Genomic DNA, 22,556 nt, shown 5'->3' with positions numbered 1-22,556 from the left:
TGTAGGTTTTTTCTTTATTTATTTTGACAATTTCGACAATAGGTTTTCAATATTTGCCAAACAACTTCATCAAATTATGGCACTATTAGCTACATCCCTTCTATTTCTTAACATAAAGGGTTAAAACAGCAATTTATTTTATTTGGTTTAAAGCTTCAAACTACAACACCGTTTGGTAACCATATTGTTTTATAAAAAGCGGTGATAATAAATCCAACGCTAAAGTTTGCTTTATTTCGGAAATAGAAATAGCCTTAATTTTCGTGCATCTTATATTCAATGGAGCTTATTCACTTTTATTAAAATTCCGATAAATAAATGCAAAACCCCTACCTTTGTGACCTAATTTAAGCCCTTTTGTTCCCATGGAAAACCATAAAGCTGGATTTGTAAATATTATTGGAAACCCAAATGTTGGGAAATCTACCTTAATGAATGCGTTAATTGGCGAAAAACTTTCCATAATTACCTCCAAAGCACAAACTACGCGTCACCGTATTTTAGGTATTGTTAACGGTGATGATTTTCAAGTTATTTTTTCGGATACTCCTGGGATTATTAAGCCTGCCTATGAATTGCAAACTTCCATGATGGATTTTGTGAAATCTGCTTTTGAAGATGCTGATATCCTTATTTACATGGTTGAAATTGGCGAAAAAGAACTTAAGGACGAACAGTTTTTCAACAAAATCAACAATTCAAAAATACCGGTACTTTTGTTATTGAATAAAATAGATAAATCCAATCAAGAAACCTTAGAGGAACAAGTAGCTTATTGGACTCATAAAGTATCAAATGCTGAAATTTTGCCTATTTCAGCTTTAGAAAAATTTAATATTCAAACTGTTTTTGATCGAATTGTTGATTTATTGCCAGTATCGCCTGCCTTTTACCCCAAGGATCAGCTTACAGACAAACCAGAACGTTTTTTTGTTAATGAAGCCATACGCGAAAAAATACTTTTGCACTACAAAAAAGAAATCCCATATGCTGTAGAGGTTGTTACTGAATCTTTTGAAGAGGATGAAAAAATAATTCGTATTAATTCTATAATCATGGTGGAACGCGAAACCCAAAAAGGCATTATCATTGGTCACAAAGGAAGTGCCATCAAACGGGTTGGGCAAGAAGCCCGCCAGGACTTAGAAAAGTTTTTTGGTAAGCAAATTCACATTGAACTTTTTTGTAAAGTAAACAAAAACTGGCGTAGTAATCAAAATCAATTGAAACGTTTTGGATATCAGCAAAAAAAATAATTTTGCCCTCTAATATCAATATCGTTTTCAACATTAAATTCCCCATTTAAATTGGTTCTTTTTTGCTTGATACTTTAACATAAAACAAAAAATTCCAAATTTTTATTTGAGTAATTTAAAATCCGAACCGGTATAGTTTTTTTGACACATTTGCTCATGCCCTGATATTTTACAGCAACTCAAACAGCAACAGCATGTTGCTTTTTATATAATATAGGGGTACTTACTACTAAAATAAGACGTATTTTTGCACAAATTTTGAAATCCTCAGTATGAGTACAATAGTAGCTATCGTGGGTCGTCCAAACGTTGGAAAATCTACTTTTTTTAATCGATTAATTCAGCGTCGCGACGCTATAGTTGACTCAGTTAGTGGCGTAACCCGTGATCGACACTACGGCAAATCAGAATGGAACGGTCGTGAATTTTCATTAATTGACACTGGAGGATACGTTGTTGGTAGCGATGATATTTTTGAAACTGAAATTGACAAACAAGTAGAGCTTGCTATTGATGAGTCAGATGCCATTATTTTTATGGTTGATGTTGAAACTGGTATTACAAGCATGGATGAGGATGTGGCTAAACTTCTCCGTAAGGTAAAAAAGCCTGTACTTTTAGCAGTTAATAAAGTGGACAATGCCATGCGTGTTAATGACGCTATGGAATTTTACAATCTTGGACTGGGTGATTATTTTTCCATTGCTAGTATTAATGGAAGTGGTACGGGTGAGCTTTTAGATGAGTTGGTTAAAATACTTCCTGAAAAAGAGGATGACAATCGTGAAGATGAATTGCCACGTTTTGCCGTAGTAGGTAGGCCCAATGCTGGAAAATCTTCATTTATTAATTCCCTTATCGGAGAAGAAAGAAATATTGTGACTGATATAGCTGGCACCACACGTGATGCTATTGACACCAAATACAATCGTTTTGGCTTTGAATTTAATTTGGTAGATACCGCAGGAATTCGCAGAAAAGCAAAGGTAAAGGAAGATCTTGAATTTTATTCCGTTATGCGTTCCGTACGCGCTATTGAACATGCTGATGTGTGTTTGGTAGTTGTAGATGCTACCCGAGGCTTTGATGCCCAAGTTCAAAATATTTTTTGGCTGGCGGAACGTAACCGCAAAGGGGTCGTCATTTTAGTAAATAAGTGGGATTTAATTGAAAACAAAGAGAGCAACACTCCTAAAGAATTTGAGGCCCACATCCGAAAACAAATTGCTCCTTTTACTGATGTTCCTATTGTTTTTATTTCGGCACTGACCAAACAACGAATTTATAAAGCTATGGAAACTGCCGTAGAAGTTTATAAAAATCGTACCAAAAAAATTAAAACAAGTGTAATGAATGAAATTATGCTTCCTATTGTTGAACATAATTCACCTCCGGCATATAAAGGAAAGTATGTAAAAATAAAATACTGTATGCAACTGCCTACGCCGCAACCTCAATTTGTGTTTTTTTGTAATTTACCCCAGTATGTACGCGATCCGTACAAACGCTTTGTTGAAAACCAATTGAGAAAAGAATTTGATTTTAACGGTGTACCTATCAGTATTTATTTCCGAAAAAAGTAAATTAATTTTTGAGTACTCCTGACTTTCAACTAATTATTTTTGACAAATTAACACACTTTGCATCATTTTTACAAGTAGCACATAATTTTTTGATCCTTTCTATAAGTAAATCTTTTTTTTAATCGATATTAAATGAACTTTATCTGCTTGTTGAAACAAGCATGTAAGATAACATCTAAAAATAATAAGTAAATATATATTTTTTATAGTTTTTTAAGTTATTTACTCAATAACAATCAAAAAACTAACATGAAGACTAATCATTACTCAATAAAGTCGATAAATCATCGGCATAATACAATGGTCATTCTTATTATTTCTTTATTTCAACTCAATTTATTTGCTCAAAGAATAGGAGATGAAGGAATGAAATTTGACAATTCCAAATTAGATTCAGCCTACCCGCAAATGCGAGAATGGATGAATGCTGGTGTTGAGGGTGGCATCCCTTTATTGTCGAAAAGTAAAATTAAAAAAACAATAAGTGCTACAAATAGTGATGGCATAAACCGAGCTATTGATGAAGTTTCCCGAAATGGAGGTGGTCAACTAAGGCTTCGCAATGGAAATTATACCATTAATAAAACCATTTTTCCTAAAAATAATGTTCGAATTGTTGGAGAAAGCCGAGATGGCGTTGTAATGACCATTACCATGACTGGTAAAAAAGGCGAGGCAATATACTTTAGAGGGGTAAAAAAAGCTAGTTTGGAAAGATTGACTATTAAAGGAAATCAATCAGGAACACCCGATCCTTTTAAATTGGCACTTACAAAACCCAACTATGATATCAAAGGAATTGTTTTTGGTAGTGGTGCTAAAAATTGCTGGGTAGACAAAGTAACTGTTTTAAACACAGGAGGCTCCCCAGTGAATACTTGGAAAACAGACCACCTAACCTTTAGAGACATGTATGTTGATGGAGTATGGAATAAAGGAGGCGGTGGAAGTGGCTATTTCGCTTTACAAAGTGGATATGCATTAGTGTATAATTGTACTATTAAAAATTTAAGACACTTTGCCATCCAAAGAGAAGGTGCTTATTACAATGTAGTTTACAAAAACAACATCACCCAAGATGTCAATTTTCATAATGCTGATGCTGGAAACAACCTAATTGAACAAAATAATATAACTATTCAAGCTGGTCTTGAAAGACCATACCATGCAGTTATGGGACCATGGGCTAGTTTCCACAGAGTATCCGATAGGGATAATTATATTTATAAAAACACTTGCATTGAAAGAAACAATAATAACAGAAGAAGTTTTTCAGACAATAATACAGTGTATTTAGGTCCTAGGAGGAAGGAAGAAGGAAGTAGAATCCCAGAGTATCCATTTAACAAATCAAAAAAAACACCTAAACACGGGACTTTTTACCCTGCAATAGAGAATGGAAACAATACACCTCCCGTAGTTACAACCCCTAAGCCTAAACCTGCTCCTACTCCAAAACCAACTACGCCTAATCCGGTAAATTCTAACAAACCCACCTTAAGCTTTGTTGGCATAAAAAATGGAAAATTAAGCGTAAAAGAAGGAGCTAATATTGATGTTGAAGTTAAGGTCAGTGTAAAAGGTAGCAGTATTAACAACGTTAAGCTATACCTTAACAACAAACTAATTAGACAGGAAAATAAGGCGCCTTACCAATGGGAATACAAAAAGGATACTCCACTAAAAAACTTAAAAAAAGGGAATTACACTATTAAGGCAGTAGCTACAGATAACAAAAATGCTACTAACGAATTAACCTTTAGCTTAAAAGTTGGAAATACAACTCCAAAACCTACCAACCTAGGTGTTGTTGACGGAAATATCCAAATGAATGGAACCTATTACATTAAAAACAAATCAAATGACCAAAATATAATTGCTCCTAAATGGGATGATTATAATACGCGCATGTACAATGCCCGTACTTTTAACGATCAAAAATGGGTATTTAAACATTTGGGTAACGGTGTGCATACAATAAAAAACACTGACTCCAACAGGTATTTAGAAGTTCTTTTCGGGAAGTGTGAAAACGGTAGCAATATTGCTACTTGGACTAATGCCAATTCAGACCACCAAAAGTGGATTTTAACACGTAAAAATGGCAACATTTTTTTACGTCCAAAACATTGCGCTAACAAAGCACTTGATAAAAGAGGAGGAAACGATCAAAATGTACATTTATGGGCGCACAACACATCCAACGTGAATCAACAATTTGAACTTATTCCTGTAAATGGAGCCAAAGCTTTGGATGATTTAACTCATGTTGGCATTAAGCTATTTCCCAATCCAGCTATTGAAACATTGAATTTAAATCTTGAAAACTATACGGATCAGGCTATATCTTATACCATTACATCCATGCTAGGACAAATAATACTTAAAGGTGATTTTGATAAAAGTCATGGTGCTACTGGAAGTATTTCAGTTAATCCGCTGAGTAATGGCATGTATTTTATTGCAATAAAAACTAGAAATGGCTTGCATGCTGTGGATAAATTTATGATTTCAGGAGAATAAATATTTACCCTTTTATCATATCAAAACAGGCTTAAAAGGTAACCTTTTAAGCCTGTTTTGATTTAATACCGTTTCCTGCATTAAATTTCCCCATTCAGAATGGCTCTTTTTCGCTTATTTAACAAAAATTAAATAACTCCGTAATTAGGGCTACGCTCATGTTTTCTATTTTAACTGAACAGAAAAACCTAACCAAAATTATTTTTTTGAAGAATTAAATATTTTATCGGCGGGTTCGGACAAGATTAAAAAACAACTAATTTGAAAAACATTCTTTTTTAGAGTCTCCTCTTTCTGTTTAGCAGCTATTTATTGACCTTGTATAGGAAAATGTGCTACCCCAAACAAAAAAGCCGACTCGTTAAAGTCGGCTTATCCTATGTTGTGCGGGCGGGGAGACTCGAACTCCCACGCCGTGAAGCACTAGATCCTAAGTCTAGCGTGTCTACCAATTCCACCACGCCCGCTTAATTTACTAACAGTTTACTTAGGACTACTGTTTTGCGAGTGCAAATATAAGAATATTTTTTAATTTTAGATATTAAATATTAAACTTATTATTTTTACAATGCCTTTAGCTGCTCTTTTTCTTTTTTAGAAAGTTTAGAAACTACCAATTCGTACGAATGATTGATCAAATGAAAAAGCTTTTTATCGGGTAAATTACCTTCAAAATCTACAGTGTTCCAGTGTTTTTTATTCATGTGGTAACCAGGCATAATTTCGGGATACTGTTCCCGGTATTCTATCGCTTTTTCTGGATTGCACTTCAAATTAATTTTTAAAGGACGGCTATTAATATTTCCTAAAGCAAAAATCTTGTTCATTACTTTAAATACTAATACTTCTTGATCAAATGGAAAGGATTCAGAAACTCCTTTTTTGCTCAAACAATAATTTCTGTAAGTTTCAATATCCATGAATAAAGTATTAGTTATTCAATAAGTACAGGGTCTTTTTCAGAAGTTTTTTTATTAGGCAGTTCCAAAGCAGTGTAGTTGATTTTCCAGCCAATGGATTCCGCCAAACTTTCTGCCAAAAGAATGGTTTTTAAAGCTTCTTTACGGGCTTCATTAATTAAGCCGCTTTGTGGTATTTTATCTATTATGTATTGCTTGGCCTCCTTATTAATTTCCGTTAAATCTTTGGATGTAAATGGATTTAACCAGCCTTCTTTTTTATCATAATACTTGAAATCGGTTTCAATAGTAAGTAATTCTGGTTGCGGAAAATGCGTTAGCTTTAGTACTTTAGTTTTTGGATTAGATGTAATCTTTATTTTAGAAAGATTAAAGCCTACGTGTGCCTTAGCATCAATTAATATCAGGGCTTTCTTTTTTCCTAGTAAAATATCAAAAAACTTTTCACGAACACTTTCGTAATGATAAATTTCAGCAAAATCACCTTCAACTGAGATTAACTTACATACCTGCTTTATTTTATCCTTTAATACTAATGCCTGAGTAGCGGTGCGCTTTTTTTTTCCAACCCATTGAAAACGCGCAAAAATTAAATAAGCTAAAATGGTACCAGCAATAAGCCCAATAAAAAGTAATTCCATAAAGTAAAGTTACAAAACTATCTTATTTGTTAGTCAGGGCATACAGCGTAGGCCTACTTGGGCTAGCATCATTTACAAAAGGAGCAATTTGTAAGTTGAGTAAATAAGTACCATCAATAATATGATCTGGTACGTATATAAACTCGGTAATTGTAGCTTGCTTACGGGTATTTTCAGGATATTGCCAAAAAGCTTTGTGTGCAAGCAAAGCGCCGTTATCCTTTTCTTTATCAACGGAAGGTAAGTCGATTAATAAATGTTTGATGTTTAAACTGGCAATATATGCTGCAGCTTCTTCAGTTAAATAAGGCCAATTGGTATGGTTGTATTGTTGGGTTTTTTTGATCTCCGAATTAGGTACAGTTCTTATAATTATGGCATCTCTACCTTCCAACTCCTCTGCATATTCTTCAAGCTGCTCTTTATTTATTTGCCGATCTTTACCCACTTTTATAGGGGCTACACTTACCAATTCGGCTACAAAATGTGCGGTTTTAAGACTGTCCAGAATGTTGTTTTTTTCAGGAGTAATGTGTCCTACGCATTCAGTATGTGTTCCGTGAGCATGCGGGTTAAAGCTAATGTGATTAAAATTTACTGGGCCACCTTCGGCCACCGAGCCTACCCATTCTTCCTCTTCATTATATTCGGCTTCAATAACAGGCGGAGTAATATACCACGCATTAGGGTTTTCAACACCTGATTGCAATGCAATTGAAATGTCTAATGGAAGATCAGTGTTTGCAAAAAAATCTTCTCCTCCAATGTTTAGTGTAATCTTCATATGAAGTCAATTGTGTGACACTAATTTAGGAAGAATAAATCACTTGCAATACCATCGCCCAAAAATTTTCCTTTTTTTGTTAGGTGCAAACACTGATCGCTTAAAAGCAATACTTCATTATTTAAATGGATTTGACTGTGTTTTTCCAGATGTTTCAGGTAGTTACCCCCAAAGTCAGCAGCTATTTTGGGTAACGAAACTCCCCACATGGTGCGCAATCCTGTCATAATATATTCGTTAAAACGATCGGTAGTACTCAAGTTTTCAACTTGAAACATCGGTTTGTTGTGCTGTATTCCATTTAGATAAAGTGTGTTGTTGGCAACATTCCAACTCCTTTGCATTCCGTTAAACGAATGCGCTGATGGACCAATGCCTAAATATTTTTTTCCTTGCCAGTAAGCCGTGTTATTTTGACTGAAAAATTGGGGCTTTCCAAAATTAGAAAATTCGTAATTTACGTAACCTTCCTTTTCTAAAGTTTCTGTCAATATTTGGTAGTGCGCTGCCGCAGAAGTATCATTAACGGCATCGATCTTTCCGTTTTTTATTAACTTTTCTAATGCTGTGTTTTTTTCTACCGTAAGGGCATAACTTGAAATGTGTGGCAATTTTAACAATAATGCTGTCGTCAAATTTTGTTGCCAGCGTTCATTGGTCATTCCAGGAATACCGTAAATTAAATCAATAGAAATATTTTGAAAGTATTTTTTTGCTAACAGCAAGCATTGCATTGCTTCATCGGCTTTGTGGGCACGATTCATTAATTGTAAATCAGCCTCACAAAAAGATTGTACACCAATACTCAATCTGTTAATTTTGGTATGAGCCAAATCACTTATTTTAGCTTCGTTTAAATCATCAGGATTTGCTTCAAGTGTAATTTCAGGCGCTGCCGACACTGAGAAATTAGCATATATAGTATTGATAATTTGATTAATTTCAGTAATTGTACAAACTGATGGTGTACCGCCTCCAAAATAAATGGTTTGAATTTTTTCTCCACTTAATTCTTCTTTCCTTAGTATAATTTCTTGGCATAGGGCATTAATTATAGCACTCTTTTTTTTAAAAGAGGTTGAAAAATGAAAATCACAGTAATGACATGCTTTTTTGCAAAATGGGATATGGATATAAATGCCTGAAATAACTAAAGTATTTACTGCAAAAATATACTATGATTTTTGCTAATCCAAGCATGTCTTTTGATTGTTTTAAAGAATATTAGTGGTTTAGTTTTTATGCATGATTTTTATATCCGTATTTGAATGATATATTATACCACTATTCTAACCTAAGATTATCCATTGACACCTTTATACATTAAATTACTCATTTAAAATCAGAACCAGTATAAAGTAATTGTAAATTAATTTACAATTACTTTTTGGTAGCTATCAACTGATTGTCAGAAAATAGCTGTAGGATATACAAGCCAGCAGTTTAGACAGGAACTAGGTGTATTTTAATAGCAATCTGATTGTCAGCTTCGTTTTTATTATGGTTTTTGAGTCGATTTGAACGCACTCCCTGAAAGCCGCCTTTTTCAAACGCAACAAAATAGCTTGTTTCATTATTTAGTTGTGGAATTACAAAAGCGATCTCCTTAAACCGCTTCCAAATTGAACTGTATACTTACACTCAAGCTTTTCAGTCACCTGCAAATTCTTCCTTTTTATCTAAAATATTTCTAAATAAATTAGCAATCGTAGTTTGATCTTAACTGACAACCAGCATGAATTAAAAAAAGCCGTAAGAAATTACCTGCTACACAAAAAATTTAACAACTAATTAAGGCAAACTTATTTAATTTTGTAGTTCCTCCACAATTAATTTATAATGAAATTAAAGTCTTTTATATTGCTCATAGTGTCGTTGACGTTGATTTCTTCATGTAATTCTGATGTTGACAGTAAAGAAGAAACTCAAGAGTTTATTTTCAATCCTATTTTTAATACTACCAATAAAGAAGAAACTTTTTTGTCAGAAAAAACTAAAGATGAGATCAGCAAAAAAGAAGATACTACTAATGCACCAATAATTGAAATCTTTGACGCACCCACCTCTATTTGTGATGTTATTGTGCAACTTAAAAAAACAGTTATTCCAAATACAAATGCTATAAAAATTAGTGGCGAAATTATTGAGAACAACAACACTGACAGTGAGCAGGGTTGGAGATGGTCTTTGAACAGTAGTGAGTTTGGTGAATTGTGGTTTTTCGACAAAAGCCCAAACTATGCCGAAATTGTAATTAAATACAGCGATATTGAATTTTTTAATAAAGACAATAATTATTTGGGCTTTTCATTTAATTTCTTTTCTGACGAATGCATTAAAGATACAGGTGTACCCGTTACCATTTTTATTGAAAATGGAACTGGTGATGACGATTTTGTAACAATTGATTGATTTTAACGCAACTTGAATTTTATTTCGTTCATCATACTTGATTTACCGCTATTCTTTTTTACAGTCAAATTGCAAGTGCTCTGATATGCTATTATTCTCTTTATCAAGAAACTAAATCAAGAAAATTGAATAGATAATACAATATCACCCTTTAAACTGCTCTTCAAATACTTCAAGAGTGATGGCATTGGCTACATTAAAATCACCAATTTTAGTGCGTCGTAACGCCGAAAGGTGGCCGCCAGCATGTAGTGCTTTTCCAAAATCGTGTGCCAAAGATCGGATGTAAGTACCTTTACTACAAATCACTCTGAAATCAACATTTACACCATTAATCGCTGTAATTTCAAAGCTGTTTATTTCAATTTCTCTGGGTGTTATTTCAACCTCCTCATTATTTCGGGCATACTCGTATAATCGTTTGCCCTCTTTTTTTAGCGCCGAAAAAACAGGAGGGTACTGTTCAATTTTTCCAACAAATTGCTTGGTAGCTGCATGTATACCTTCCTCCGTAAGGTGATCCGTAGGAAATTGAGCGTTAATTTCGGTTTCTAAATCGTATGACGGAGTAGTAGCTCCTAATACTATGGTACCTGTATATTCCTTTATTTGTCCTTGTAACTCGTTTATGGTTTTGGTTGATTTTCCTGTACAAATTAGTAAAAGCCCCGTAGCTAGTGGATCCAGCGTGCCAGCGTGCCCAACTTTTATTTTTTTTATATCATATTGTTTGCGAATTAGCCATCGCAACTTATTAACCACCTGAAATGAAGACCATTCCAAAGGTTTATCAATCAATAATGTTTGACCATTTAAATAATCCTGACCTTCCATAATTTACAGCAATATCTAGTGCAAAAAACCTACAGTTATTGCTATAATACCTACTATTAAACAGTATATAGCAAAATAAGAAAGTTTGCTTTTTTTAACTAAGGCTATCATCCAGGTACATGCAAAATATCCGCTAATTAATGCCGCTACAAAACCTGCTCCTAACGCCACATTGTTGCCTGTTTGCGAGCTAATAGCACCATCTAACAAATCCTTTCCTATTTTTCCAAAAATTAGTGGAATCACCATTAAAAATGAAAAACGAGCAGCTTTTGACTTATCGTTACCAAGCAATACCGAAGTTGCAATAGTTGCTCCGCTACGCGAAATCCCAGGTAGCATAGCAATAGCTTGTGAAATACCTATAACCATACTGTTAACGTAACTGACAGGTTTATCCGTATTTTTTGACTTATCGGCCAGCCGTAACAGTACTGCCGTAATAAGTAGCATAAAGCCAACAAAGGTAACTTTTCCACCAAATAATTGTTCTAGTTCATCTTCAAAAAATAAGCCTATGATTACGGCTGGTATGGTCGAAAGCATGATCTTGGCCACAAATTGCGTTTCAGCGTTCCATTTAAATTTTAAGAGTCCTCCTATAATTTCAGCGATATCTTTTCGGAACACAATCAAGGTACTGATAGCAGTTGCAAAATGAAGCACTACGGTAAACATTAAAGATTCTTCAGCTACGGTAGTATCTCCCAATATAGCTTTCCCTAGTTCCAAATGCCCGCTTGATGATACAGGCAAAAACTCTGTCAATCCTTGTATAATACCAAGGATAATAGCATCAAAAACCTCCATAAACGTTATTTGTTTGGATTTAGCAATATGGCATATACCTCTATTCCGAAACCGACAAGTATTAGTGTTGGAGCTAAACGAATGCGCTGAAAATTATAAATTGCAGGGTTAAACACATTAGGATCATCACTGCCACCGCCGGCCATAAGAATATAACCTAGCGATATACAAGCTAAACCTATTAGCATAAATACGTAATTCTTTTTTTCAAAAACAAATTTTTCAGAAGGTCTATTATTGGTCTCTTTTGTCATTTTTTTCGTTTATGATTTCGTTAAAAAGTACTTTATTGTTACAACTTAATTTCGAAATATGTGGAAAAACCCCATCAGTACTAAAGGGAGTCCACCGTTTAATGTGCAGCAAGGTAACTTCTTTTTGTAAAATAGCAGCTTTTAATTTATCAGCATTTAACCCCTGCTTTAACGCATTGTTTATGTAGTAATTGTGTGTGTCGCTTTCCAAGGTAATATAAATGTCGCCACCGTTTCCAACTGATACATACTGTACTACCCCTATTTTTTGAATTACGTCAGAAGTGGTCACGTTTCTGACAGGTTTGAACGTTATAAAAGCCAAACTAATTACTACTAAAAAAATTAAGAAACAACAGGTTAAATATATTCGCTTAAACACTAGCCACTAAATTTAATAATACAATTCGTCGGTTTGCAAACTTAAAAAACGTTGTGCAGCAAAAAAAGTACTTAACCAAGTTATAAAAAGGCCTAACAAAAATACGCCACAAAAAACTGCCGCTAACATTGGAATATCCGAAGTAAAATTAAATTCAATAAACGTTTTGTCCAAGTAGTATAGTACCGCTCCCATTCCCGATAGTGCCAATAGACCACCAAGTATCCCTAAAGTTAAGTTTAACCGAATAAATGGTTTTCTGATAAATGATTTTGTTGCCCCTACCATTTGCATGGTTTTTATAGTGAATCGCTTTGCGTATACGGTTAATCGTATTGAATTATTAATCAGCAACACGGCTATAATGGTAAAAATTCCACAAAGTAGCAGTACCCAAAAACTAATACGCTTGATATTTTCGTTTAATAAAGAAATAAGTGGCTTGTCATATACTACTTCATCAACAAATTTTTTCGCTAAAATATCAGCCACAAAGTCGTCAATACTTACATTATTCACAAATTCAGCATTCAAATTAATATCAATTGAGTTTTGTAACGGGTTTGTCCCTAAATAACTTATAAAATCCTCGCCAATTTCCTTGCTGTGGGTTGCTGCAGCTTCTTTTTTGGAAACAAATTTAGCTGACTTTACAGCTTCGGATAGTTTAAGTTTTTTTGTGAGCTGAGTTGTTTCCACCTCTTTAGCATTATCTTTCAAGTAAATGGTTAAAGGAATCTGTTCTTTAAAATAATCCGTTACCTTTTTACTATTTAAAACTAATAATCCTAATAAGCCAAGTAAAAATAAAACCAATCCAATACTTAGTATCACTGAAAAATAGGAGGAAATTAATCTACGCTTTTGATATTTTTCAAATTTAGAACTCAAGAGTGATATTTTTTAATTTTATTGTTTTTGCAATCTTTTAAATTTAACGTTAAATTTAAATTTAGAGTTTGGATTGCGATCAATATTTTTCTTAAGAAGCTAATTTATGAAATAGAATTTAATTGTAACTAGTCATTTATTAATAGTGTTTATAAATTATATGCTAAATGAAGCGCTACTGCTTTTATATAAAATGCATAATTCTTACTTTTGGTAGTAATAAGTATAAATAAAAAACACAATTATGGCTTTCGAATTACCTAAGTTACCATACGCATACGATGCGTTAGAACCACATATTGACGCTCGTACTATGGAAATTCACCATAGTAAACACCATAACGGATACACTACTAAATTAAACGGAGCTATTGAAGGGACTGACCTAGAAGGAAAAACTATTGAAAATATTCTTTCCAATCTTGATCTAGAAAACAAAGCAGTTCGTAATAACGGTGGTGGTTTTTATAATCACCGTTTATTTTGGACAGTAATGTCTGCCGATGGAGGAGGAAAACCAACTGGAGATTTAGCTGATGCAATTAATGCTTCCTTTGGCTCCTTTGAAGCATTTAAAGAATCATTTAAAAAAGCTGCAGCTACACAATTTGGGTCAGGATGGGCTTGGTTATGTGTTCATGAAGGTGGAAAAGTTGAAATTTGTGCCACACCAAATCAAGATAATCCATTAATGCCAGGCGTTGGTTGTGGAGGTACACCAATATTAGGTGTTGATGTTTGGGAACATGCATATTATTTGAATTACCAAAACAGAAGACCTGATTATTTAGAGGCTTTCTTTTCTGTGATCAATTGGTCTGAAGTTTCAGCACTTTTTGCTCAAAATAAATAGTGTATCGTTGGCATTTTAGTTTTTGAACTAAAACCGAATATAAAAGTAAAAGGCGTTTGAAAAATCAAACGCCTTTTTTTCGATAAAAAAATCGAAAAACACATCACCATCAACTTGCCATAACACAAGTACAAATAACCCCCACGGTAAGATGGTGGAGTTCCATTAAATTATATTCTTCTTTATTTTTTCTTTTCTTTTTCAGGAGTAATTTTTTTGAAAATTAGTATTTATGATTGTTGCATTAAAACTGATTAACAATTAAATTTTAATTCTTAACAACTTCGTAATTATCCTCAATAGGGCACACGAAAATGTTTGTTTTGAATTATCAATTTTATTTGGGATCATTTTTCAAATGATTTCACTAAAGTAATTTTAATAACTGTGCCCTTTAAAAGTAAACGCTACAGTATTTAAATTGCTTAATCCAACAGGGTATCATAAATTAGATTTGACTTTTCAAATTCTTACTCCCGCAATTTCTTTACTATTTCAATAAACTTATTTAACGGCAAAACTTTTTATGAGCATTATTGTTGTTGTTATTCCTTTAAAGAAATAGTTTATTAGGCTATTAAGCTTTTGCCATTAGTGTAATCATTAATTCCTGATTAAAAATTATAATTACTTGTTTAATACCTTTTACTGTTTGTAAAATTACAACAGTTGTGCTTTTAGAAGTGGCGATTTTGTCTCAATTAAACTTGGTTTTGTATCAAAGTAAATAACGACCAAGATTTAATCATATGTTATAAAAATTGAACAATAACATTACCTAAATGGTAAGATTTTTGATTTTTATTGATAAAGCTTAATGTTCAGAAATTGAAGTAATAACACCTGGCATTGTAACAAAAAAAGAACATCAACTAAACCTACTTTTCAGTGGAAATAAAAAACATATTATTAAAACAAAATTACAGTAGCAAATGCAAGGATGTATTTATAAAACATCTCTAAAAAAATTTAATTCAGTACTAATTGACCAAAATAAATTTCAATTATAAGTAGAAATTTTTTTTCAATACACTGAAATTAAATAAATTGAATAATTATTACTTTTAAATAACAATAAACCCTATCCATTCCCCTTTATAAAGTTAATGTTTTTAAACAGTTACATATTTGTTATTTTAAGTTTCCTTGTTTTACAAATTGGATATTGCCAATCGGAACATCAATTAGATCATTTTTATATCAATGACGGCCTTTCGGAAAATTCAATATTTAGTATGGAAATTGATACTAAAGGAACTATTTGGCTAGGAACCTTGAATGGATTGAATAAATTTAACGGCAAAAAATTTACTTCATATAAACCAAATGTTAACACTAATGGTTCTATTGTAGGAAATAACGTGACCGCCATAAAAGAAGACACGCATGGAAACATTTGGGCACTCACTAAAAACGGAGGGTTAAATAAATTTGATATTGACAAAAAAAGATTTTTTCATTTTAATCATCAGCCATTAATCAATTTTAGTGATGAATCACGCAGTAAAATCCTCGTACAAAATGACTCTTTACTTTGGTTAAAGAAAAAAAATGGCATTGGGGTTTACAATATAAAAACAAATCAATTTCAATCAAAAATAGATGCGCAGTTTACACATGGTTTTATACGTTCAAATAAGTCAAATACTACAATATTAACAAGTGGTAAGTTTGGTATTAAGGCTTACAAATTTGATCAAAATAGATTAATAACTACCATTAAATACACTAAGCCAATATATTATTTAGACCATTATAATGACAATTATATAGTTATAAATGACCAAGGTATTGTGCTATTTGACAAAGAATTCACTGCAATTGAAACATTAGTTTTATACAACGAATTGGAGCAACATTGTAATGTTAGTCAAATAAATAGCTTAGCTATTAACAGCAATCATTTATGGATAGGAGCGAAAAATGGAATTCACTTTTTTTCAAAAGAAAAACATCAAATACACAAAATAACGCCTAAATCAACTTTTGCGTATTGCAGCTCATCATTAAGCGAACACAGTATTACTAATTTAAAATACGACACATATGGCAATTTATGGATAGGCACCCAGTCGTTTGGTTTTTACTTATATAACAAACAGAAAAATCAATTCAACTTTATTTCAAGAAACAAAACTGCGCTTAATGCTTCATTAATAAGACAAATTAACCCAGTATGCGCTATTTCAAAGTCTACAGACAATAAAGTTTGGGTAGGTACAAAAAATAAAGGCATTGAAGTTTATGACAAAAAAGGAACTTTAACAAATTACACTCATGTATTTAATAAAAAAGGCAAAAAAGAACCTATCATAAATGTTCGAGAAATTTTTCAAGATTCGAAACAACATATTTGGATTGCAACGGAACACTTTATTGGAAAATTTAATGCAGTAACTAACCAAATAGAAACCTTAGACTGTTTTTACGATTGGGAATGGCCTTACAAAAGCTATTGTATTAAAGAATTTAGCACAGGAAAGTTGACCTTAACAGGCGCAAATGCTATTGGAGAAGTTGATTTAAATACTGGAAAATTAACCTTACTGCCTACTAAAATTGATAAAGTAGCTTTACAAAAAGATATAAGAGATATTGCCCTAGACGATAGTCAAAACCTTTGGGTAGTTCAAAATAAGTTTGGCCTAATTAAAATTGACAAAAACAGAACGACTTACAAACGTTTATTAAAATCATCAAGCGGATTTTCGGATAATAAAATATACGCTTTAGAAATTGATGGAGATAACATTTGGGTTGCCACCAATAGTGGACTCAATTTATTTAGCATATCTAAAAATAAAGTAATCAAAACTTTTTTTGAAGAAGATGGATTGTCAAGCAACATCGTTTATTCAGTAAAAATTAACGATGACAAAAATTTATGGATGAGCACCAGCAAAGGTGTCAGCCAGCTGAATACAACAACCCATAAAATTACTACATATTTATTGGATGAGTTTTTTTTTAGATGATGCCTATCATTTTAACAAAAAAGACGGAACTTTTTATTATGGTGGTTATCAGGATATTATTTATTTTAATCCTAAAAATATTCGCAAAAAACACCAGAAAACAAAAGCCGTTATCGAAAACTTTTACTTATCAAATAAATTGATCAAAGTGGGTGATACCATTGATGAAAAAGTAGTGCTTACCGAAAGATTAAAAGATCATTCAACAATAAAGCTCAACTACAAACAAAATTCATTTTCGTTTTCATTTGATGCTAATCCAATCAATTACTTTCAACCATCCAAATTCAGGTACAAATTAGAAGGATTACAAAAAAAATGGATATATCAAAACCAGCAAACTCCCTTAGCAAGTTATACAACTGTCCCTCCTGGAAATTACGTATTCAAAACATCGGTACAAAATAGCGATCAAACGTGGAGTCCTCCTTTTAATTTACGCATATCAATTGCCCCCCCGTTTTGGAAAACCAGTTGGTTTAAAATTTTGTGTATGGCAATCCTGTTTTTAGGATGCTATCTTTTTGTCCAGCTGCGCACAATTCAACTTAAAAAAAGTAAAATACGCTTGGCAAATAAAGTTGAGGAACAAACAAAAATTCTTAAAGAACAAAATAATCAAATTAGAGAAATTTCAGAAAAGCTGCATGAAGCAGACCAAAGTAAACTTCAATTGTTTACAAATATTTCTCATGAATTTCGAACTCCCTTAACTTTAATTTTAGGGCATCTTGAAGAAAGTAATAAAAACAAATTTGAACACACTAAAATAATCATCAAAAAAAACGCCAATCGTTTGCTCGAAATGGTTAATCAATTAATTGAGGTGCGTAAAATTGACGAAAAACAGATGCAACTCAAGGTAACCGAATTTGATATAGTTGCCTTTGCAAAAGATATCGTTACCTCCTTCCAAATACTTGCCATTGATAAAAACATCTCCTTAAATTTTTCTACTTCCGACCCAGCAATTAAAATTTGGTTAGATTCTGAAAAAGTTGAAAAAATTATATTCAATTTGCTCACCAACGCTATTAAATATAGTCCGAACGATGCAACTATTCATGTTGAACTCCAACAAAATAATAATGACATAAAACTCATTGTACAGGATAATGGAATAGGAATATCCGAAAAATCACTATCGCTAATATTTGATCGATTTTACAGGATAAATCAAGAAAATTTTGAAGGACACGGCATAGGATTAGCTTACGTAAAAGGACTTGTCGAAGTACAACACGGCTCGATTAACGCTGAGAGCAAATTAGACGAAGGTAGTACATTTATTGTGGCCTTTAAAAAAGGAAAGGATCATTTTAATGAGTGTGACATGTTAACCCTGCAAACATCCCAAACCAAATCAACAATTGACTACACTACCAAAAAAACGGCAAAAACAAATTTTGGGTATACCATTTTAATTGTTGAAGACAATGTGGAGCTTACCAATTATATTGTCTCCTTACTAGAAGATGCTTATTGTTTAAAAACAGCATCCAACGGTAAAGAAGGGATTGAAGTTTTAAAACACTGCAATCCTGACTTAATTATATCCGATATTATGATGCCCGTTATGGATGGTGTTGCTTTTTGTAGCACTGTAAAATCTAACATAGAAACATCACATATTCCATTTATATTACTTTCAGCAATAACTAATATTGAAACAAAAATTAAAGGTTTCACTTTAGGAATTGATAGTTATATTGAAAAACCTTTTAATCCTAGCGAACTACTGGCTCGTATTGATGCTTTGCTTTCCAACAGGAATTTATTAAAAAAACATTTATTATCATACAATTCGCAAAATGAATCAACAAAAAAATGGCTTAATGAATGCGATGCAAATTTTTGGAAAAAGGTAAATACACTTATCGATGAAAATTACGCGGACTACGATTTTAATGCTGAAAAACTGGCTCCATTATTATATATGAGCAGAGCTACTTTTTATAGGAAATTTAAAGACTTAACTGGGCTTAATATTGCGGAGCACATTCGAAAAAAACGGCTTCACAAAGCCAAAGAATTGCTTTTAAATGAAACGGTTAATATTGGAGAGCTTGGTACCTTGGTTGGATTTAAAAGCAGTTCGCAATTCCGAACTAATTTTAAAGCAGAGTTTGGAGATACCCCATTACAATATTTAAAAAAGCAAAAAGGTTAAATAACGTAATTTTATAAAAACAAATCAGAATCGTATAAGACCAAAACATAGCAAAGTCAAAACATCCTGAAAATAAAAAAGGTATACGTAAAGTACACCTTTTTTGCCCCAAATCTACCATGAACTTAACCTACTTATGTTATGGTATAGTAAATATAAGACCATATAACGTTGTAAAAAAATAAAATAGACGAACTACTTAAAAACTAGTTAAAGCGCAGTACCATGTTAAAAAACAGCATTTTAACAAGTTATACCTAGTAAGCACGTTCATTATTTCCTTCATAAAAATTAATAAAAGCTTTGTTGACCACTCTATTTCCACCTGGAGTTGGGTAATTGCCCGTAAAATACCAGTCTCCCAAGTTGTTTGGACAAGCTTTATGCAGGTTTTTAACAGTTTGGTATATAATTTTAACTTCAGCAGTTACAGACTCTTCAGTAAGTAATTCAGAAATTTTATCGCTAATTTGTTCATCGGTAAAACCATCGTAGATTTCATTAACAAAATTAACTACATCATTATCATCTAAATCCTCCTGTTTTTTACATTTCTGATACACTTCATCAACCAATCCGTAATTATCAGTGTCTTTTAGCAACTCAAGAGCTGCTTTAAACGCAACTAAACCTTCCATACGCGCCATATCAATCCCATAACAATCTGGAAACCTAATTTGCGGAGCTGAGGACACAACAACAATCTTTTTCGGGTTCAAGCGGTCCATCATTTTAATGATACTCTTTTTAAGTGTTGTTCCACGAACAATACTGTCATCAATAATCACTAAATTATCAGTGGACTTTACCACTCCGTAAGTAACATCATATACGTGCGCAACTAAATCGTCCCTACTGCTATCTTCGGTTATAAATGTTCGAAGCTTGGCATCTTTAATTGCAATTTTTTCAGTTCTAATTTTTGGTGATAAAATTTCGCGCAAACGCGCATTAGTCAGCGCCTGCTTTTCAGCTAAAATAGAAGCTTCCTTTTGCTTGTTCAATTCATCCTGAGCAGCTTCAACCATTCCGTAGAAGGAAGTTTCCGCCGTATTAGGTATAAATGAAAAAACAGAGTTAGTAGTATCGTGCTCAATTTCCTTTAACACCTGCGGCATCACTAGCTTACCCAGCTCCTTTCGCTCTAAGTAAATATCGGCATCGCTTCCGCGAGAAAAATAAATACGCTCAAAAGAACATGCTTTGCGTTCCAAAGGTTCAATAATTCGTTCTACAGTAGTGTTGCCATCTTTTTTAACTATAATGGCTTTTCCTGGATCTAACTCATGTACCTCATTAATATCAACGTTAAATACGGTTTGAATTACTGGCCGTTCCGAAGCCACTACCACTACCTCATCATCTTTGTAATAAAAAGCAGGTCTAATACCAGCTGGATCACGTAAAACAAAGGCGTCTCCATGACCTAACATGCCAGCCATTGCGTATCCACCATCCCAACGTTTGGATGATTTTTTAAGAATTTTAGCAATATTTAAGCGTTTCGCTATTTCAGGCGAAGCATCTATTTTACTATAGCCTTCTTTTTTTAATTTTTTATATAATTTGGACACTTCTCCGTCAAGGAAATGACCAATTTTTTCCATTACAGTAATAGTATCCACATTGTCTTTAGGGTGCTGACCCAATTGCAATAGGTTAGAAAATAACTCAGTGTTATTTGTCATGTTAAAGTTCCCCGCAACAATCAAATTACGGTGCATCCAGTTATTTTGACGTAAAAAAGGATGTACACTCTCTAAACTATTTTTACCGTGAGTGCCATAACGCACATGACCCAAAAGTGCTTCTCCAATGTATGGCACATTTTCCTTAAGCCATTTGATATCATCGGACGCTTGGGTATGGTCCTTTACTTTGCTATTGATGCTATCATTAATCTGTTTAAAAATATCCTGAATAGGCGATTGTTCACTTGAACGTACCCTACTTATGTAACGTTGCCCAGGATCCATATTTAATTTTATACTAGCAAAACCAGCACCATCTTGTCCACGGTTATGCTGTTTTTCCATCATTAAATACATTTTATTTACACCATAAAACGCTGTTCCGTATTTTTCTTTATAATACTCTAGCGGTTTTAGTAATCGAATAAAAGCAATTCCACATTCGTGTTTAATAGCATCACTCATAAGTAGGTAACATTAGGTGTTAAAATATGTAATTCTCAATTTTTAAGCCAATTCAATTTCAAATTGAGTAAGCTCTTTAAATTGACGCAAACGTTGATTTATTTCAGTATTTGTTAATCCTTGCATACGTTCAGTTCCAAATTTTTCCACACAAAACGAAGCTAAATTTGATCCGTGGATAATTGCTTTTTTCATATTCTTAAATGAATAATCATCGGTACTTGCTAAATAACCTGTAAATCCTCCTGCAAACGTATCACCAGCTCCAGTAGGATCAAAAACTTCCTCCAGCGGAAGTGCAGGAGCAAAAAACACTTGTTCTTCGTAAAATAAAAACGCCCCGTGTTCCCCTTTTTTAATCACTACGTATTTAGGTCCCATTTTAGTAATTATACGCGCTGCTTTGACTAACGAATATTCGCCACTTAGCTGACGTGCTTCCTCATCATTTATAGTAATTACATCAACCTCAGCAATGGTTTTCTTTAAGTCATCTAAAGCGACATCCATCCAAAAATTCATCGTATCCAATACTATTAATTTTGGTCGTACTTCCATTTGCTGTATTACAGATAATTGCACTAAAGGATGTAAATTTCCTAGCATAACTACCTCAGCATTTTTGAAGTTTTGCGGTACCACTGGACTAAAATTTTCTAAAACATTTAGTTGTGTATCCAAAGTATCACGGCTATTCATGTCGTTATGATAGCGCCCGCTCCAAAAAAAAGTTTTGCCACCCTTAACAACTTCAAGCGACGAAACATCAATGTTTCGATCCTTAAGCATTTGGATGTCATTTTCCGGAAAATCGTCGCCAATAACGGATACTATTGCCATTGGAACATTAAAGTTAGACGCAGATAAACCAATGTAAGTAGCTGCGCCACCTAAAATTTTATCGGTCTTTCCAAACGGGGTTTCAATTGCATCAAAAGCCACCGTTCCTACAATAAGTAGTTTACTCATATAAAGTGGAAGTAATTTTTTGCAAATATACGTTCTTTTTAAAGAAATATCGGTTTGTTAAGTCAGGAACTCAAAATCGATATTTCAGAGAACTCAAAACCATCTCAATCCCAAAACTATAAAAAAGCATCCCAAATTTAATA

General features: G+C 33.1%; 18 protein-coding genes and 1 tRNA gene. 7 read left to right on the top strand and 12 right to left on the bottom strand.

Annotated features, from left to right (window positions below; genetic code table 11):
• Positions 1-365: 365 nt before the first annotated feature.
• The 3 genes from era (at position 366) to GMC_RS20835 (ending at position 5,362) form a co-directional block, all read left to right on the top strand.
• Complete coding sequence (gene era, locus GMC_RS0113355; protein WP_010522619.1) at positions 366-1,256, top strand: GTPase Era; 891 nt, start codon at positions 366-368, stop codon at positions 1,254-1,256.
• A 272-nt stretch (positions 1,257-1,528) separates the two neighbouring features.
• Positions 1,529-2,839, top strand: coding sequence for a ribosome biogenesis GTPase Der (gene der / locus GMC_RS0113350; RefSeq protein ID WP_010522618.1), 1,311 nt, complete (start codon positions 1,529-1,531; stop codon positions 2,837-2,839).
• Between the two features lie 300 nt (positions 2,840-3,139).
• Positions 3,140-5,362, top strand: a complete 2,223-nt coding sequence (locus GMC_RS20835; RefSeq protein ID WP_010522617.1) for a T9SS type A sorting domain-containing protein — start codon at positions 3,140-3,142, stop codon at positions 5,360-5,362.
• A 385-nt stretch (positions 5,363-5,747) separates the two neighbouring features.
• Here the strand turns inward: GMC_RS20835 and GMC_RS0113340 are convergent.
• The 5 genes from GMC_RS0113340 to hemW form a co-directional block, all read right to left on the bottom strand.
• Positions 5,748-5,829, bottom strand: a tRNA-Leu gene (locus tag GMC_RS0113340).
• 96 nt (positions 5,830-5,925) lie between these two features.
• Positions 5,926-6,282 (bottom strand): MmcQ/YjbR family DNA-binding protein, encoded by a 357-nt coding sequence (locus tag GMC_RS0113335; RefSeq protein ID WP_010522616.1) that lies wholly within the window; start codon positions 6,280-6,282, stop codon positions 5,926-5,928.
• Between the two features lie 14 nt (positions 6,283-6,296).
• The gene (locus GMC_RS0113330) at positions 6,297-6,923 is read right to left on the bottom strand and encodes a DUF4230 domain-containing protein (RefSeq protein ID WP_010522615.1); all 627 of its coding nucleotides are present in this window, start codon (positions 6,921-6,923) and stop codon (positions 6,297-6,299) included.
• 22 nt (positions 6,924-6,945) lie between these two features.
• Positions 6,946-7,707: a cyclase family protein gene (locus tag GMC_RS0113325; protein ID WP_010522614.1), complete on the bottom strand. Its 762-nt coding sequence runs from the start codon at positions 7,705-7,707 to the stop codon at positions 6,946-6,948.
• Positions 7,708-7,727: 20 nt separating this feature from the next.
• Positions 7,728-8,834: a radical SAM family heme chaperone HemW gene (hemW, locus tag GMC_RS0113320; protein ID WP_316928981.1), complete on the bottom strand. Its 1,107-nt coding sequence runs from the start codon at positions 8,832-8,834 to the stop codon at positions 7,728-7,730.
• A gap of 712 nt (positions 8,835-9,546) precedes the next feature.
• Here hemW and GMC_RS0113315 point away from each other — a divergent pair.
• Entirely contained in the window at positions 9,547-10,119 is a 573-nt protein-coding gene (locus GMC_RS0113315; protein WP_010522612.1) for a hypothetical protein, read from the top strand.
• 144 nt (positions 10,120-10,263) lie between these two features.
• Here GMC_RS0113315 and truB read toward each other — a convergent pair whose 3' ends face one another.
• The 5 genes from truB to GMC_RS0113290 form a co-directional block, all read right to left on the bottom strand.
• Positions 10,264-10,953, bottom strand: coding sequence for a tRNA pseudouridine(55) synthase TruB (gene truB / locus GMC_RS0113310; protein ID WP_010522611.1), 690 nt, complete (start codon positions 10,951-10,953; stop codon positions 10,264-10,266).
• Between the two features lie 15 nt (positions 10,954-10,968).
• Positions 10,969-11,763, bottom strand: coding sequence for an undecaprenyl-diphosphate phosphatase (locus GMC_RS0113305; RefSeq protein WP_010522610.1), 795 nt, complete (start codon positions 11,761-11,763; stop codon positions 10,969-10,971).
• 5 nt (positions 11,764-11,768) lie between these two features.
• Positions 11,769-12,017, bottom strand: coding sequence for a DUF3098 domain-containing protein (locus GMC_RS0113300; RefSeq protein WP_010522609.1), 249 nt, complete (start codon positions 12,015-12,017; stop codon positions 11,769-11,771).
• Positions 11,998-12,309 (bottom strand): hypothetical protein, encoded by a 312-nt coding sequence (locus GMC_RS0113295; RefSeq protein ID WP_010522608.1) that lies wholly within the window; start codon positions 12,307-12,309, stop codon positions 11,998-12,000. The genes GMC_RS0113300 and GMC_RS0113295 overlap by 20 nt, the downstream gene beginning before the upstream one ends.
• Positions 12,310-12,411: 102 nt before the next feature.
• Positions 12,412-13,290 carry a cell division protein FtsX gene (locus GMC_RS0113290; protein ID WP_010522607.1) on the bottom strand — a complete coding sequence of 293 codons (879 nt, stop codon included), beginning with the start codon at positions 13,288-13,290 and terminating at the stop codon, positions 12,412-12,414.
• Positions 13,291-13,534: 244 nt separating this feature from the next.
• On the opposite strand from GMC_RS0113290, the gene GMC_RS0113285 reads away from it, so the two are divergent.
• The 3 genes from GMC_RS0113285 (at position 13,535) to GMC_RS0113275 (ending at position 19,288) form a co-directional block, all read left to right on the top strand.
• Positions 13,535-14,143 carry a superoxide dismutase gene (locus GMC_RS0113285; protein ID WP_010522606.1) on the top strand — a complete coding sequence of 203 codons (609 nt, stop codon included), beginning with the start codon at positions 13,535-13,537 and terminating at the stop codon, positions 14,141-14,143.
• Positions 14,144-15,249: 1,106 nt separating this feature from the next.
• On the top strand, positions 15,250-17,118 hold the full coding sequence (locus GMC_RS0113280; protein ID WP_010522605.1) for a ligand-binding sensor domain-containing protein: 1,869 nt from the start codon (positions 15,250-15,252) through the stop codon (positions 17,116-17,118).
• Entirely contained in the window at positions 17,099-19,288 is a 2,190-nt protein-coding gene (locus GMC_RS0113275) for a hybrid sensor histidine kinase/response regulator transcription factor (RefSeq protein WP_010522604.1), read from the top strand. The genes GMC_RS0113280 and GMC_RS0113275 overlap by 20 nt, the downstream gene beginning before the upstream one ends.
• Before the next feature lie 257 nt (positions 19,289-19,545).
• On the opposite strand, the gene GMC_RS0113270 is transcribed toward GMC_RS0113275, so the two are convergent.
• Both GMC_RS0113270 and GMC_RS0113265 read right to left on the bottom strand, forming a co-directional pair.
• Positions 19,546-21,444 (bottom strand): amidophosphoribosyltransferase, encoded by a 1,899-nt coding sequence (locus tag GMC_RS0113270; protein ID WP_010522603.1) that lies wholly within the window; start codon positions 21,442-21,444, stop codon positions 19,546-19,548.
• A 42-nt stretch (positions 21,445-21,486) separates the two neighbouring features.
• Positions 21,487-22,413 carry a PfkB family carbohydrate kinase gene (locus tag GMC_RS0113265; RefSeq protein WP_010522602.1) on the bottom strand — a complete coding sequence of 309 codons (927 nt, stop codon included), beginning with the start codon at positions 22,411-22,413 and terminating at the stop codon, positions 21,487-21,489.
• Positions 22,414-22,556: the final 143 nt, after the last annotated feature.

It is taken from the genome of Aquimarina agarivorans (genome assembly GCF_000218485.1).
In the GTDB taxonomy this organism is placed as follows: domain Bacteria; phylum Bacteroidota; class Bacteroidia; order Flavobacteriales; family Flavobacteriaceae; genus Aquimarina; species Aquimarina agarivorans.
This window is presented reverse-complemented; position numbering and strand designations above follow the sequence as displayed.